General features: G+C 51.9%; 13 protein-coding genes. 4 read left to right on the top strand and 9 right to left on the bottom strand.

Going from position 1 to position 15,025, the window contains the following annotated elements:
• Positions 1-173: 173 nt before the first annotated feature.
• The 6 genes from pyrH to ACTJIK_RS01820 all read right to left on the bottom strand — a co-directional run bounded on the left by pyrH (position 174) and on the right by ACTJIK_RS01820 (position 4,828).
• Positions 174-863, bottom strand: coding sequence for a UMP kinase (gene pyrH, locus ACTJIK_RS01845; RefSeq protein WP_440644561.1), 690 nt, complete (start codon positions 861-863; stop codon positions 174-176).
• Positions 864-1,037: 174 nt separating this feature from the next.
• Complete coding sequence (gene tsf / locus ACTJIK_RS01840) at positions 1,038-1,862, bottom strand: translation elongation factor Ts (RefSeq protein ID WP_440644560.1); 825 nt, start codon at positions 1,860-1,862, stop codon at positions 1,038-1,040.
• Between the two features lie 118 nt (positions 1,863-1,980).
• Positions 1,981-2,997: a 30S ribosomal protein S2 gene (gene rpsB, locus ACTJIK_RS01835; RefSeq protein ID WP_440644559.1), complete on the bottom strand. Its 1,017-nt coding sequence runs from the start codon at positions 2,995-2,997 to the stop codon at positions 1,981-1,983.
• A 45-nt stretch (positions 2,998-3,042) separates the two neighbouring features.
• Complete coding sequence (rpsI, locus tag ACTJIK_RS01830) at positions 3,043-3,432, bottom strand: 30S ribosomal protein S9 (RefSeq protein ID WP_074241452.1); 390 nt, start codon at positions 3,430-3,432, stop codon at positions 3,043-3,045.
• A gap of 13 nt (positions 3,433-3,445) precedes the next feature.
• Entirely contained in the window at positions 3,446-3,889 is a 444-nt protein-coding gene (gene rplM, locus ACTJIK_RS01825; protein ID WP_440644558.1) for a 50S ribosomal protein L13, read from the bottom strand.
• Positions 3,890-4,132: 243 nt separating this feature from the next.
• A complete protein-coding gene (locus ACTJIK_RS01820; RefSeq protein WP_440644557.1) occupies positions 4,133-4,828 on the bottom strand; it encodes a zinc metallopeptidase in 696 nt (231 codons plus the stop codon).
• 584 nt (positions 4,829-5,412) lie between these two features.
• On the opposite strand from ACTJIK_RS01820, the gene radA reads away from it, so the two are divergent.
• On the top strand, positions 5,413-6,789 hold the full coding sequence (gene radA / locus ACTJIK_RS01815) for a DNA repair protein RadA (protein ID WP_440644556.1): 1,377 nt from the start codon (positions 5,413-5,415) through the stop codon (positions 6,787-6,789).
• A 36-nt stretch (positions 6,790-6,825) separates the two neighbouring features.
• Positions 6,826-7,509 carry a ComF family protein gene (locus ACTJIK_RS01810; protein WP_440644555.1) on the top strand — a complete coding sequence of 228 codons (684 nt, stop codon included), beginning with the start codon at positions 6,826-6,828 and terminating at the stop codon, positions 7,507-7,509.
• A 99-nt stretch (positions 7,510-7,608) separates the two neighbouring features.
• On the opposite strand, the gene ACTJIK_RS01805 is transcribed toward ACTJIK_RS01810, so the two are convergent.
• Positions 7,609-7,809, bottom strand: a complete 201-nt coding sequence (locus ACTJIK_RS01805; RefSeq protein WP_440644554.1) for a hypothetical protein — start codon at positions 7,807-7,809, stop codon at positions 7,609-7,611.
• A 454-nt stretch (positions 7,810-8,263) separates the two neighbouring features.
• Here ACTJIK_RS01805 and ACTJIK_RS01800 point away from each other — a divergent pair, with 454 nt between their 5' ends.
• The gene (locus ACTJIK_RS01800) at positions 8,264-9,280 is read left to right on the top strand and encodes a homocysteine S-methyltransferase family protein (RefSeq protein WP_440644553.1); all 1,017 of its coding nucleotides are present in this window, start codon (positions 8,264-8,266) and stop codon (positions 9,278-9,280) included.
• A 20-nt stretch (positions 9,281-9,300) separates the two neighbouring features.
• A complete protein-coding gene (gene metH, locus ACTJIK_RS01795; protein WP_440644552.1) occupies positions 9,301-12,009 on the top strand; it encodes a methionine synthase in 2,709 nt (902 codons plus the stop codon).
• A gap of 51 nt (positions 12,010-12,060) precedes the next feature.
• Here the strand turns inward: metH and ACTJIK_RS01790 are convergent, their stop codons facing one another.
• Together ACTJIK_RS01790 and ispG are read right to left on the bottom strand one after the other, a co-directional pair.
• Entirely contained in the window at positions 12,061-12,648 is a 588-nt protein-coding gene (locus ACTJIK_RS01790; protein WP_440644551.1) for a hypothetical protein, read from the bottom strand.
• 294 nt (positions 12,649-12,942) lie between these two features.
• Positions 12,943-14,931 carry a (E)-4-hydroxy-3-methylbut-2-enyl-diphosphate synthase gene (gene ispG, locus ACTJIK_RS01785; protein ID WP_440644550.1) on the bottom strand — a complete coding sequence of 663 codons (1,989 nt, stop codon included), beginning with the start codon at positions 14,929-14,931 and terminating at the stop codon, positions 12,943-12,945.
• Positions 14,932-15,025 lie beyond the last annotated feature (94 nt).

Below are 15,025 nucleotides of genomic sequence, written 5' to 3'. Positions count from 1 at the left end.
CGGAATATTCTTCATAAGCACAAGCCGGGAATACGCCAGGTATTTTACCGGCGTACCCGGCTTTTATCGACTTTTTAGGATTCTGGAAATGTTGGGGATTGGGATTGGGGTTTCAGGCGAATAAAAAAAAGCCGGAGATTCCCCGGCTTTTTTAAAATATCTCTGCTCCGAAATCAGCCCTTCACCAGGGTTCCTACATTCCTTCCCATGATCACATGCAGAAGGTTACCTATCTTATTCATGTCAAACACGATGATGGGCAGGTTGTTTTCCTGGCATAATGTAAAGGCCGTCATGTCCATTACATTCAGGGATTTCTGGTATACTTCGGAAAAAGTGATGGTTTCAAATTTGGTCGCGGTAGGATTTTTTTCCGGGTCGGCCGTGTAAATGCCATCTACGCGGGTGCCTTTCAGGATCACGTCCGCCTGGATCTCGATCGCGCGGAGCGAAGCCGCGGTGTCTGTCGTAAAATAGGGATTGCCTGTACCGGCTCCGAATATCACCACACGGCCTTTTTCAAGGTGGCGGATAGCCCGGCGGCGGATATAAGGTTCTGCAATTTGCTCCATTTTTATGGCAGACTGCAGCCTGGTATACATCCCGGCGCGTTCCAGCCCGCTTTGCATAGCCATCCCGTTGATCACCGTGGCCAGCATACCCATATAGTCGCCCTGTGCCCGCTCAATACCGGTTTCCGCTTCGTTCATCCCGCGGTATATATTCCCCCCGCCTATCACAATGGCAACCTGCACCCCAAGGTCCGTTACCCCCTTAATATCCTGTGCATACTGGGATATCACTTTCGGGTCAATCCCATAATTGCTGTCTCCCATCAGGGATTCCCCACTCAGCTTGAGCAAAATTCGTTTGTACTTTGGCAACATGTCAGCTATGATTATTGTAAGATCTAATACTCCTTAATTCTCGAATAGTGCTAATATACAATTCCGATCCCAAAATTATCCCCTGAATACGGATAAGCAAAAAAAAGGAGAGAATTTTTCCATTCTCTCCTTTTATATCATTAAAAGTTATTATCCTAACGCCACACGCTTGAAAGTGTTCACTTTCAGCTCGCCGTCCACGCTCTTCAGGTGGTCTGCAACGGATTTGTTGCCGTCTTTTACGAAGGCCTGTTGCAGCAGGGTGCTTTCTTTGTAGAATTTCTGGATCTTGCCGGTAGCGATCTTCTCAGCCATTTCAGCAGGTTTGCCTTCAGCTTTGATCTGCTCGATCGCGATCTCTTTCTCACGGGCAACCAGTTCAGCGGGAACGCCGTCTGCATCCACAGCAATGGGGTTCATAGCTGCGATCTGCATAGCGATGTCTTTACCCACTTCTTCAGAAACAGGTTTGCTGAAACCAACGAGCACGCCCATACGGTAGTTACCGTGGATGTAAGCAGTAACGGCGGCAGCTTCAACCCTTTCAAAACGGCTCAGGGTGATCTTTTCGCCGATCTTGGCCACCTGGTCGTTCACTTTATCCGCAACGGTAGCGCCGTCCAGGGGAGCAGCGTTCAGTTCGTCAACGGTCTGGATATTGCTGGCCAGCGCCAGGTCTGCGATAGACTGGGCGAATTTCACGAAATCTTCATTTTTAGCCACGAAGTCGGTTTCGCAGCTCAGCAGCAATACCACGCCTGCTTTCGCGTCGGCGGTGGTTTTTGCGATCACAACGCCTTCCTTGGTTTCACGGTCGGAACGGAGCGCAGCTACTTTCTGACCTTTTTTACGCAGGTAATCCACTGCTTTTTCGAAATCGCCGTCTGTTTCAACCAGCGCCTTTCTGCAATCCATCATTCCGGCTCCTGTTTGCTGACGCAGTTTGTTTACATCAGCTGCTGTAATTGTTGCCATCGTATATAATCAGTTTATATGTTAATGTTTTATGAAGAATTTACCGGGAGGGGTATAATGTGAATCGTGAACGACAGGTATCATTCACGATTCACTATTGATATTGTATGATGTTCAATTATCTGGCCGGGCCGGGTCTGCCTGCGCCGGAGGGACGGAATCCGCCACCGCCGCCGGGACGGTTGCCACCAGGACGGCTGCCGCCGCCACCGGGACGATTACCGCCGCCGCTTCTTCCGCCACCGCCACCAGGACGGTTGCCGCCGCCGCCACGGTTACCACCGGGGCCGCCAGGACCACGCTGGCCACCAGGACCGCCGGTTCTGCCACCGGGGCCACCAGGCCTGCGTCCGCGTTCACCGCGTTCGTCGCCGCCTTCCAGCTCAAACTTGCGCAGTTTGTTGTCTGTTTCTTCTTCTTCTACTTCGTCGGTTTTCTCAACGGCTCTTTCCGCCAGGCCTTCCGCGATAGCTGCAGCAATGTAGCTAACGATGATAGCGATGGATTTGGTAGCGTCGTCGTTCGCGGGGATCGCGAAGTCAACCTTGGTAGGATCGGAATTGGTATCAACCATACCGAAAGTGGATACACCGAGACGTTTTGCTTCGGCCAGGGCGATGTGCTCGTGGCTGATGTCTACGATGAAGAGGGCAGCCGGAACACGTGCCAGTTGGGCAATACCGCCCAGCACTTTTTCCATCTTGTCCTTATCGCGGGAGAGCGTGAGACGCTCTTTTTTGGTGATATTGTCGAAAGTGCCGTCCGCCAGCATTTTCTCAATGCTCTGCATTTTCTTAACGCTCTTGCGGATGGTCGCGAAGTTGGTGAGCATACCACCCAGCCACCTTTCGGTAACGTAAGGCATGTTCACGCGTTTTGCCGCGTCTGCAACGATCTCTTTCGCCTGCTTTTTGGTAGCAACGAACATGATCTTTTTACCGCTCTTGGCAATGGATTTCAGCGCAGCGGCTGTTTCCTGAAGGCCTTCAACGGTTTTGTTCAGGTCGATGATGTGGATACCTTTCTTTTCAGCGAAAATATAAGGCAGCATCTTCGGGTTCCATTTCTTCTTCAGGTGACCGAAGTGTACACCGGCTTCCAGTAACTGCTGCTGTAATGAAGTATTATTTTCCATGTTGTTTTAATCAAATTGATGTTCAAAAATTGAATGATACAATCATTAACGTTTAGAGAACTGGAAGCTCCTTCTGGCTTTAGCTTTACCGGGTTTCTTACGTTCAACTGATCTCGGATCACGTTTCAGCAGGCCGGCGGCTTTCAGTGCAGGGCGAAACTCAGGGTTGATCTCGCATAGTGCGCGGGCGATACCCAGTTTTACAGCTTCAGCCTGACCTTTGATACCACCACCCTGTGCATTCACTTTTACATCGAATTTATCCAGCGCGTCAATGGTCTTGAAAGGCGCTTCAACCTGGTTTTGCAGGTAAATCAGCGCGAAATATGTTTTATAATCCTTGTCGTTCACCAGAATGGTGCCGGTACCTTTGCTCACGTATACGCGGGCAACTGCTTCCTTACGACGGCCGATAGTATTTTTTTGTTTTTCCATTATTCAGGTGTGATTAGAAAGTTAAAGACTGCGGTTTCTGGGCAGCATGCGGATGTTCCGCACCGGCATAAACGAAGAGTTTCTTATACATCGCGCGGCCCAGACGGTTCTTAGGCAGCATGCCCTTCACCGCTCTTTCGATCACCACCTCAGGACGGCGCTTCAGCAGATCCTTGGCAGCCTCGCCTTTCTGACCACCGGGGTAACCGGAATAGGTCAGGTATTCCTTGTCGTTGAGTTTGTTGCCGGTGAAAACAACCTTCTCAGCGTTGATCACGATGATATTGTCGCCACAGTCAGTATGCGGAGTATAGTAAGGTTTGTTCTTACCTCTCAGAATTGCCGCGATCCTGGCGCTCATTCTGCCTACAGTTTGGTTGGTAGCATCTACAATGTACCAGTCACGCTTTACGTAAGCGTCGTTAGCAGATTTTGTTTTAAAGCTTAAAGTATTCATTGCTTAATAAAATAAAATTTAATCTCGCCCTATTTGGGAGTGCAAAGCTAAGTTGTAAATTGAAAATAACCATCAATTTGAGCGACTTTTTTTGAAGGAGGTGTTGTAATAGATTGATTTTCAATAAAAATTTTGACAAACAATTATCAACACCTTATGCAGGGCCCGGTTTTACAGGGTTTCCGCCAACAAAAAAGACCGCGATCGCGGCCCTTCCTGCATTATTTTCCGGGGGAAACAACATTAATCCCTTCTGCTTGCCCCCAGGTATATCATTATATAGCGTATTAAGATCACTACGGAAGATACCGCCGCTACCACATAGGTCATGGCAGCCCATTTCAACGCGTCCTTGGCCATGTCGTGCTCCTGCTTATAGGTAATACCCGCACTATCCAGCCATTTCAGCGCCCGGTTAGACGCGTCGAACTCCACCGGGAGCGTTATCACGGAAAAAAGGGTGGTTACGCCGAACAGGACAATACCGGCCAGCAACAGCTGTGGGAACGCCTGTACCATCAAGATGCCCACCACCAGTACGATCTGCACCAGGTAGGAGCTGACCTGTACCACGGGCACCAGCTTGGAGCGCATGGTCAGCCATGGGTAAGCCGTGGCATGCTGTACGGCGTGGCCGCACTCGTGGGCCGCTACCGCCGCCGCCGCTACACTGGCCGTTCCGTATACGTCCGGGCTCAGGTTCACGACCTTGGTGGCCGGGTTGTAGTGGTCGCTGAGGAAACCCTCGCCCTGCACCACCTTCACGTCGTAGATCCCGTTGTCCCGCAGCATCTTCTCGGCGATCTCGTGGCCGGTAAGGCCGGAGGACGTGGCTACTTCGCTGTATTTTTTGAATTTGCTCTTCAAGACATAGCTCACTAACGCACTGATCCCCACGAAAACCAGGGAAATGATCATTATACTCATGTCAGGTATCATACTCTATTGCTGTTTTGTTTAGTTCTTGTTATAAAAATACCCTTTATTTCTATCAAATCCCCTACCAGTTGCCAAAACTGCCAGTTCTGGTATGTAACCGGCAGGTTACATAAAGGAATTTGTCAGCGCAAAAATTTAACACTGCCACTTTGACCGGAACATGCCCTTTCCCGCCCACTTTCCCCCTTAATATTAATAGTTATTTTAAATTATAATATGTGCGAAAATTAATATATCAAACTCAATATTACCACCCCTCTCTATCAATAATTTACGAAAGCTTATAAGAAATTATTTGCAGGCGAAACAGGCTACAACAGGGACTTCCAGCCGACTGACTGCCAACGGAATTAACACGTTAAAAGTTATTAACATCCATTAAATAAACTTTTTTATTCTGAACCCATTTAGTAATTTAGTCCTGAATTTAATGGGTTAGTAAGTAGAAAGAGTCAGCGGAATCTTCCGTTGGCTCTTTTCTCATTTTAGCGTTTTTCTTCCCGGAGAAGCGCACATTTTTCTCCTTCGCTTTATCAAAAATCAACAATCGCTCTCTTCTCCTTTTTTTCATTTTACTTTGTTGCATGAGTAAAATCAGAACAGCTTTTTTTTGCCAGAACTGCGGATACGAATCAGCGAAATGGACAGGTAAATGTCCTTCATGTAGTCAATGGAACACTTTCGTGGAAGAAAAAGTTCAGAAAGATATTCCCATGCGCCAGATGGAATGGAAAGCGGAAACTCCCAGCGCATTTAAAGCACCCCGAACTGTGCATCTCGATGCCGTGGAAGGCCTGGAGGAAAAACGCTGGCTTACACCCGACGCAGAACTCAACAGGGTGCTGGGAGGCGGTATAGTAGCGGGTTCGCTGGTATTGGTAGGCGGCGAGCCGGGCATCGGCAAATCCACTTTGTTCCTGCAGAACGCTTTGTTGCTGAAAGGCATTAAAACACTGTATATCAGTGGCGAAGAAAGTGAACAACAGATCAAGATGCGGGCAGACAGGTTGAAGATCAGCAACGACCAGTTCTATCTCCTCACAGAAACTTCCACGCAGGTGATCTTCCAGGAGATCAAAAAACTACAGCCCGGTCTCGTGATCATCGATTCGATACAAACCCTTCAATCGCCGCTGATCGAATCCGCTCCCGGAAGCGTTTCGCAGATACGCGAAACGGCCGCCGAAATGCAACGCTTCGCAAAAGAAACCAATACGCCGGTTTTCCTTATCGGCCACATCACGAAAGACGGCGCCATTGCGGGCCCGAAGATACTGGAACATATGGTGGACACGGTATTGCAGTTCGAAGGCGACCAGCATTACGCCTACCGCATCCTGCGCACCATCAAGAACCGCTTCGGGTCTACCGCCGAGCTGGGCATTTACGAAATGACCGGCGCCGGGCTCAGGCAGGTGAGCAATCCCTCAGAAATACTTATCTCCCAGCGCGACGATATGCTCAGCGGAGTAGCCATCGCCTCCACCATCGAAGGGCTCAGGCCGATGTTGGTGGAAGTGCAGGCGCTGGTAACACAATCCGTTTACGGCACTCCCCAGCGCACCGCCACCGGCTTCGACCTGCGCAGGCTGCAGCTGTTGCTGGCCGTGCTGGAAAAACGCGGCGGCTTTCACTTTGGCGTGAAGGATGTATTCCTCAACATCGCGGGTGGCCTGAGGATAGAGGATCCTTCCATCGACCTGGCGGTGCTGGTGGCACTGCTGTCGTCGTTCGAAGACACAGGCGTTTCGCACAAGAACTGTTTTGCGGGCGAAGTAGGCCTCAGCGGCGAGATCAGGGCGGTGAACCGGATAGAGCAGCGCATTGCCGAAGCCGAGAAGCTGGGCTTCGAAAAGATTTTTATCTCCAAATATCACAAGAAAGGAATTGATTTCAGTAAATTGAATATCGAAGTAGTGCCGCTGGGAAGAGTGGAAGAAGTATACCGCCTGCTCTTCTGATCAGGCGCCCGTTTGTTAACCTGAAACCTTTCAATCATGCTGCAGGCATTCTTGCACCTGTTTTACCCGCATACCTGCGAAGGATGCGGGCATGAACTCAGCCGTACGGAAAAGATATTATGCATCCGCTGCTCCCTGCAGCTGCCGGTCACCGGTTTCCAGAAAATTACCGGCAACCCCGCTGAAAAGATATTCTGGGGCAGGGTACCCATACAGCACGCGATGGCCGGGTATTATTTTTACAAACAAGGTGTGCTGCAGCACCTGATCCACAGTTTCAAATACAGGAAGCGGGAAGACGTGGCCGTTTTTCTTGGCCGCCAGCTGGGCCTGCAGCTGAAGGAAAGCGCCTGGTGGAAAGAGGTCACCGCGCTGGTGCCCGTTCCGCTCCATGCCGCAAAGGCGCGCCACCGCGGCTACAACCAGGCCGCGCTGCTGGCCGAAGGAATGGCCGAAGTGCTGGAATGCAGCATATGGGCGGACGGGCTGAAAAGGACCGGCTTTTCTGAAACGCAGACCCGCAAATCCAGGACGGACCGCTGGACGAACGTGGAAAACATCTTCGCCTGGAACCGCCGTATATTCGAAAGCTCGCCGCATGTGCTGCTGGTAGACGATGTGATGACCACCGGCGCCACGCTGGAAGCCTGCGCGCAGGCCGTGTTGCAGGCAGGAAAAGGAGTGAAGGTGAGCGCCTGTGTGCTGGCCTGCGCAGCCTGAAAGCGAATGGGGCAGGTACAAAAAAATACAGGTGTTCGAAAACACCTGTCTCTGGTAACTATTCCACGTTATGAATACGCAATTGTTGCATTATGTCAACTACAGCTTAGAGGAAGTCTTGTTTTTGTTCCCTTTAGGGGAAGCAGCGTTCGGCTCATTTACCGGCTGCGCTTTTGCATTTTTATTCACATAAACGACTCTGAAGGTCTCGCCTGCGGCGCTCTTTTCGGCCACAACCTGTTCCAGTCCCAGCCTGGCAAGCCGGAGGCTCAGTTGCCTTAAATCATCCTCAATGTTCATTGCTAAAAGTTTTTGGTGATGTAATGTGTTGCGTTAATGGGTCACTTAACAGCAGCGCATCGAACAGCACCCGGCAGCGGCACGGTGGTGGTAGGGGTATGCCCGCTGAACCTGATATGAGCCTTGTTGCATCTCCTTAAAAAGCATAGTCTTAAAAGTTAAACGGTTGGTTTCTGGTTTGTTTACGATCTTGTTGTAATACCCTACAAAAATAATAGGATTTGTAGACTAAACAAATATATTTTTACGCTTTAAAAGAAATATGGAGGCAATATATTGTAAATCATGTAATTATAGCGGTAAGTTTTTTTTAGCATCAAACCCCGGGCCGTTGAAAGAAGGATTGAACATTATTAACCGGGACTTTTCTATCTTTGCAAATGCCCGTGGGTAGATTTGTTTATTGTTCGGCCCCCGGGTTCATCGTAAACCGTAACTAATAAACGTTATTGCCATGAAATCATTACAACAGTGCGCCAATGAGCGCATTCTGATCATCGACGGTGCTATGGGCACCATGATCCAACGCTATAAACTCCAGGAATCCGATTACAGAGGGGAACGATTTGCCAGCTTCCACACAGATGTGAAAGGTAACAGCGATTTATTGTCGCTCACCCAGCCGGCTATCATTGAAGCCATTCACCGGGAGTACCTGGAAGCCGGCGCGGATATTATCGAGACCAACACCTTCAGCAGCACCGTGATCGCCCAGGCGGACTACGACATGCAGCACCTTGCTTTTGAAATGAACACCGCTTCCGTTCAGATAGCCAGGCGCGCGGCAGATGACTATACCCGCAGGAACCCGGACAAGCCCCGGTTCGTGGCAGGCGCCATCGGCCCGTTGAATAAAACGCTGTCCATCTCCCCTGACGTGAACAATCCCGGCTTCCGCTCCGTTACTTTCGACGAAGTGGTAAACGCTTATTATGAACAGGTGAAAGCCTTGTCTGAAGCCGGTGCCGACCTCCTGCTGATCGAAACGATATTCGATACGCTGAACTGCAAAGGCGCCATCTTCGCCATCAAAAAATACTTCCGCGATTCAGGCAAACCCGAGCTGCCCATCATGATCTCCGGTACCATCACCGATGCCTCGGGCCGCACGCTGAGCGGGCAAACGCTGGAAGCGTTCTATATTTCCGTGATGCATGCCAAACCTTTCTCCATAGGGTTGAACTGCGCACTGGGCGGTAGCCAGATGAGGCCTTATGTGGAAGAACTGGCGAACATCGCGAGCTGCTACGTAAGCTGCTACCCGAACGCCGGCCTGCCCAACACCTTCGGAGAATACGACGAACAGCCGCACGAAACGGCGCACATCATAGAAGACTTTGCCCGTGAGGGTTTCGTAAATATCGTGGGCGGCTGCTGCGGCACCACGCCCGATCACATTCGTCACATCGCTGAAAATGTAAAGACCATTACCCCGCGCCCCCTGCCGGTAGTGGAAACTACCCTGGCATAAGAAGAACGAGGAAACTAAGCATGAACACAACGCATACGATCAAGCCTTACCTGAGACTGAGCGGCCTGGAACCGCTCGTAGTAAGACCTGAGACCAACTTTATTAACGTAGGGGAAAGAACCAACGTTACCGGCTCCAAAAAATTCGCCCGCCTCATCCGTGAAGGCCAGTTCGAAGAAGCGCTGTCCGTAGCCCGCCAGCAGGTGGAAAGCGGCGCGCAGATACTGGACGTGAACATGGACGATGCGCTGCTCGACGGCGAAAAGGCCATGACCACCTTCCTCAACCTGCTTGCCTCTGAGCCGGACATCTCCCGCATCCCCGTGATGATCGATTCCAGCAAATTCAGCGTGATAGAAGCCGGCCTGAAATGCCTGCAGGGCAAGTGTATCGTGAATTCCATCAGCCTGAAGGAAGGAGAGGAGAAATTTATCGAGCATGCCATCATCTGCCAGAGCTACGGCGCTTCGGTAGTGGTAATGGCCTTCGATGAAAACGGCCAGGCGGATACGCTGGAAAAACGCGTGAGCTTCTGCCACCGCGCTTACAACATCCTCGTGGATAAAGTAGGCTTCGACCCGCAGGACATCATCTTCGACCCGAACATATTTGCCATTGCCACCGGCATTGAAGAGCATAACAACTACGCGGTAGACTTCATTGAAGCCTGCCGCCGGATCAAAAAGCTGATGCCCCTCGCCAAGATCAGCGGCGGCGTGAGCAACGTATCGTTCTCCTTCAGGGGCAACGATGCCGTGCGCGAAGCGATGCACGCCGTGTTCCTGTTCCATGCCATCAGGGCCGGGCTGGACATGGGGATCGTGAACGCCGGTATGATCCAGATCTACGACGAGATTGAACCGCAGCTGCGGGAGCTTTGCGAAGACGCCATCCTCAACCGCCGCGACGATGCCACCGAACGCCTCATCTCGTTCGCCGAAACCGTGAAGGCCAAAGGGAAAGTAATTGAAAAAGACGAAGCCTGGCGCGCCGGCACAGTGGAGCAAAGGCTCAGCCACGCGCTCGTGAACGGCATCACCGATTATATCGAAGCAGATACTGAAGAAGCACGCCAGAAATATCCCCGCCCCCTCGAAGTGATCGAAGGCCCGCTCATGGACGGTATGAACATCGTGGGCGACCTCTTCGGCAGCGGCAAGATGTTCCTGCCCCAGGTAGTGAAAAGCGCCCGCGTGATGAAAAAATCCGTGGCCGTGCTCACTCCTTTTATCGAACAGGAAAAGGCTGATCTGTTTGCAAAGAACGGCAGCGAGATCAAATCCGCCGGGAAAATATTGCTCGCCACCGTAAAAGGCGACGTGCACGACATCGGGAAGAACATTGTAGGCGTGGTATTGGGCTGTAACGGCTACGACATCATCGACCTCGGTGTGATGGTGCCCGCGGAAAAAATATTGCAGGCCGCCCGCGAGCATAAAGTAGATATCATCGGCCTCAGCGGCCTCATCACGCCCAGCCTGGATGAAATGGTGCACATCGCCCGGGAGCTGAAACGCCAGCAGTTCAACATTCCCCTGCTGATCGGCGGCGCCACTACTTCCCGCACCCATACCGCCGTGAAGATCGCGCCGGAATATGAGAACGGTGTAGTGCACGTGCTGGATGCTTCGCGCAGCGTAACCGTTACCGGCAACCTGCTGAACAAAGCGCTCCACAAGAATTTCCTCACGGAGATAAAAGAAGAATACGTTAAGCTCAACGAGCAGTTCAAGAATAAAAGACCCGTTAAACAATACCTGTCCATCGCCGATGCACGCAAGCAGAAAGTGAATATCGACTGGGCGGCGTTTAACCCTGTAAAGCCGGCCCAGCTTGGCACACAGGTGTTCGATAACTATGATCTCGGCGAGATCGCGGAGTATATCGACTGGCAGCCTTTCTTCATTGCCTGGGAGTTGCACGGCAAATTCCCGCAGATACTGGAAGACGAGGTGGTGGGCAAAGAAGCCACTAAGCTCTACAACGATGCGCAGGCAATGCTGAAAAAGATCGTCGCTGAAAAATGGCTGAGGGCCAGGGCCGTGATAGGCTTGTTCCCCGCCAATTCCAACGGTGAGGACACCGTGAAGGTGACGGCGGCAGACGGTGCGGAAGTATCGCTCGAATTCCTGCGCCAGCAGATCAAAAAGGCGTCGGGCCAGCCGAATATCAGCCTCGCGGATTACATTGCGCCGGCAGATACGCAAAAGCAGGACTACATCGGCGGCTTTGCAGTGACGGCCGGTGAAGGCATTGAAAAATGGCTGGATCAATTCAAAAAAGAGCACGACGATTATAGCAGCATTATGCTGAAAGCGCTGGCAGACCGCCTGGCGGAGGCTTTCACCGAACTGCTGCATGAGCGCGTGAGAAAAGAGTTCTGGGCTTATGCTACAGACGAGCACCTTACCAACGATCAGCTGATCAAGGAAGAATACCTCGGCATCCGCCCCGCGCCCGGCTACCCCGCCTGCCCGGAGCATACGGAAAAATACAAGCTGTTCGACCTGCTGAACGCCACCGAGGCAACCGGTATCACGCTCACGGAATCCCTGGCGATGTACCCCGCGGCAAGCGTTAGCGGCTGGTATTTCGCGAACCCGCAATCGAAATATTTCGGTTTGGGCAAGATCGAGAAAGACCAGGTGGAAGATTACGCCGCGCGCAAAGGCTGGCCGCTGGAAGAAGCGGAAAGATGGCTGCGCCCGAACCTTGAATATGATATGTAATGCAACCGCATAAAAAAGCCCTGGAAGTACTCCAGGGCTTTTTGTTTCGTCTTAATATCTTTTTTTCAGGGTGCTGTCCTCTTTCATCACATTATCCAGCAGCCCGACGTCCACGCTTTGGATCAGTTTATCGCCGCTGTAGAATTTCACGGTTTTCACGGCAGGGTCTTTAGGTATAGCGCCCAGCCATGCCGCAGCCATTGAAAAGGATTGCTGGGTGGGCTCTTCGTCGCGGATGGCGAAATGCAGCTCAACGGTATTGCCTTCCTGCTTGCTGCTGGTAAGCTCGATCTTTTGCACCAGGGAACTGACGCGCAGCGTAACCGCCGTCAGCAGGTGGCTGTTGAAGTCCACGGTGTCGATCACGTTATTCACTGTTTTAGCCATGCCGAATACCCTTTGCATTTCCTGGGGGTTATTGATCACCCAGCAAACGACGCTGTCGTTCTGCTTAATGGTGTTCTTCACGAAATAACCGCTCATCGGCTTGATCACGATATCTTTCTGAAAGGCTACCAGTTCGTTGAGCGTATCCCCCTGTTCCTGTTTCTCCTCCTGGGTAACAGTAGTCTGGGAAGTATTGGGGCCGCAGGCCGCGAGCAACAGGAGCATTCCTCCGGCATATAGCAGGTTCTTCATAAAATACAATTTAGTTTGCAGGTTATTACCGCAATCTCAATACCAAACTTCACCGGGCGGTGAAAATAGCGGGATGGCAAAAAGCTGGTTTACAGGGAAAACACGCATAAAATTGCGTAAAACTACGCTTGATATACCCTCAGGAGGGTAGTAGTTTTGTGACATGCTTAAGGATCGCATTTAACCCCAAATAAGCAGTTCAGAATAAGAAAAGTTAAGGTACACAATGTTGTTAACCCCAGTTACAGTTTTAGGGCCGCTCATCCGTGAGCGGCCTCTTTTTTTGAGGGCATCTTACTTCACGTCCACCCACATCCCGTTATCCCTGATGAGGTTGATCAGCTCGCTTACGGCCACATCGCTGCTGAGGCCGCGTTTCACCACTTCCTTGCCCCGGTAGAGCGTGATCTTGCCCACGCCGCTGCCCACGTAACCGAAATCTGCATCGGCCATTTCGCCGGGGCCGTTCACGATGCAGCCCATGATGGCGATCTTCACGCCTTTGAGATGATTGGTCACCGCGCGGATGCGGGCGGTGGTTTCCTGCAGGTCGAAGAGCGTTCTGCCGCAGGAAGGGCAGGAGATATATTCTGTCCTGGAGATCCTGGAGCGGGTGGCCTGCAGGATGCCGAAAGCAATGTTGTTGATCAGTTCCAGCGGCTCTTTCACAGTGCCGGGTTGCCTGTTTAGCGAGGGATCAGGCAGGGCTTTGAGCCACAGGCCTTCGCCGAAACCATCCAGCAGCAGGGCGCCGGTTTCAGTGGCGTAGTGTATCAGGTCGTCTTCTGCATTGCCATGGCCACTGTTGCACATAAGCACAACGGGTTGGGGAATTTGTTGCTCCATCATGGCAATAAGCGCCCGCCTCACCATAGCCATGGCGTGGGCCGAATTGGAATACAGCACCGGCACCGCGTCTTTGGCCTCAGCCAGCGTTTCCAGGAAGGATGAGAATTCGGCGGAACCGAAATCGTCCGCGTGGGCGGCCACGAAATTCATTTTCGCCAGGCGGCCTTCATGGCGGGCGGCCAGGTAGCTGTGCACGTCCAGGTAGGGGAAATATTTTTCTTTGTCTTCCGCATGCAGCCATGCCGGGTGCTGCACGATCACCTTGAGCGTGCCGGGCAATGCGAATGGCAATATGTGATGGCCGGTGAAGATATAATCCGCGGCCGCATCACCGATGTTCCATTTATCGGTAGCCTCGTCGTAGTGATAGCCGATGCCGCGGAGATCGTGGTGGGTAATGGTTTTGAGATGACTGAGGTCCGCCACCACAACCGGCACCTGTTTCCCGCCGATGTTGTCCACCGCGATGCTTTCCCTTTTGGCAAAGCTGAAAGGGGAATAAGGCAGTTTCTCAGGATTGCTCAGGGGCTGGATGGGCGCATGGGAAACGCGGCTGCTGTAGCGTTTCACGATGTCGCGGCATACGGGCAGCTCAAATTCCGGGTCTTCCGTGAGGGATACGCGGATAGTGTCGCCCACACCGTCTTCCAGCAGGGTGCCGATGCCTACGGCCGATTTGATGCGGCCGTCTTCCCCGTCGCCGGCTTCGGTTACGCCGAGGTGAAGCGGGTAGCAATGGCCCAGCTCCTGCTGCATGGTGCTCACCAGCAGGCGGTATGCCTGTACCATTACCTGCGGGTTGCTGGCCTTCATGCTCAGCACAATGTTGCGGTAATGCAGGTCTTCGGCGATGCGGAGGAATTCCATGGCGCTTTCTACCATGCCCATGGGCGTGTCTCCATAGCGGCTCATTATGCGGTCGCTGAGGGAACCGTGGTTGGTACCGATGCGCATGGCGGTGCCGTATTCCCTGCAGATGTTCACCAGTGGGGTAAAACGTTCGCGGATGCGGTCGATCTCCTCCTGGTATTCCGAATCGGTATATTCCAGCAGTTCGAATTTCTTTTTATCCACGTAATTGCCCGGGTTCACGCGCACCTTTTCAACAATGCGGGCCGCCACCTCGGCGGCATTGGGCGTAAAGTGGATATCCGCCACCAGCGGGGTGTTATAGCCTCTTTTGCGTAATTCGTTCTTAATGTTCAGCAGGTTTTCCGCCTCATTCTTGTTGGGCGCGGTAATGCGCACCAGCTCCGCACCCGCTTCTATGCAGCGGATGGACTGCTCCACGGTACCTTTGGTATCCATGGTGTCCGTAGTCGTCATCGTCTGAATGCGGATAGGATGGTAATTTCCGATGGTTAGGTCCCCCACTTTAACTTCCAGTGTGGCCAGCCGCTCATATTTTGTCAGCGAAGGGCAATATAATTGCATGAATTTGAGTCTAAGTTGTGCAACAAAATTAGTGAATTATTCCCCGATCCTTCTTCTTCATATTTTGTTATTTTATATGAGCGGTAACGCACAC

The sequence above is a fragment of the Chitinophaga sp. 22620 genome, from assembly GCF_052044405.1.
Lineage (GTDB): Bacteria > Bacteroidota > Bacteroidia > Chitinophagales > Chitinophagaceae > Chitinophaga.
The sequence above is the reverse complement of the archived record's forward strand: the minus strand, read 5'-3'. Positions and strand labels throughout refer to the sequence as shown.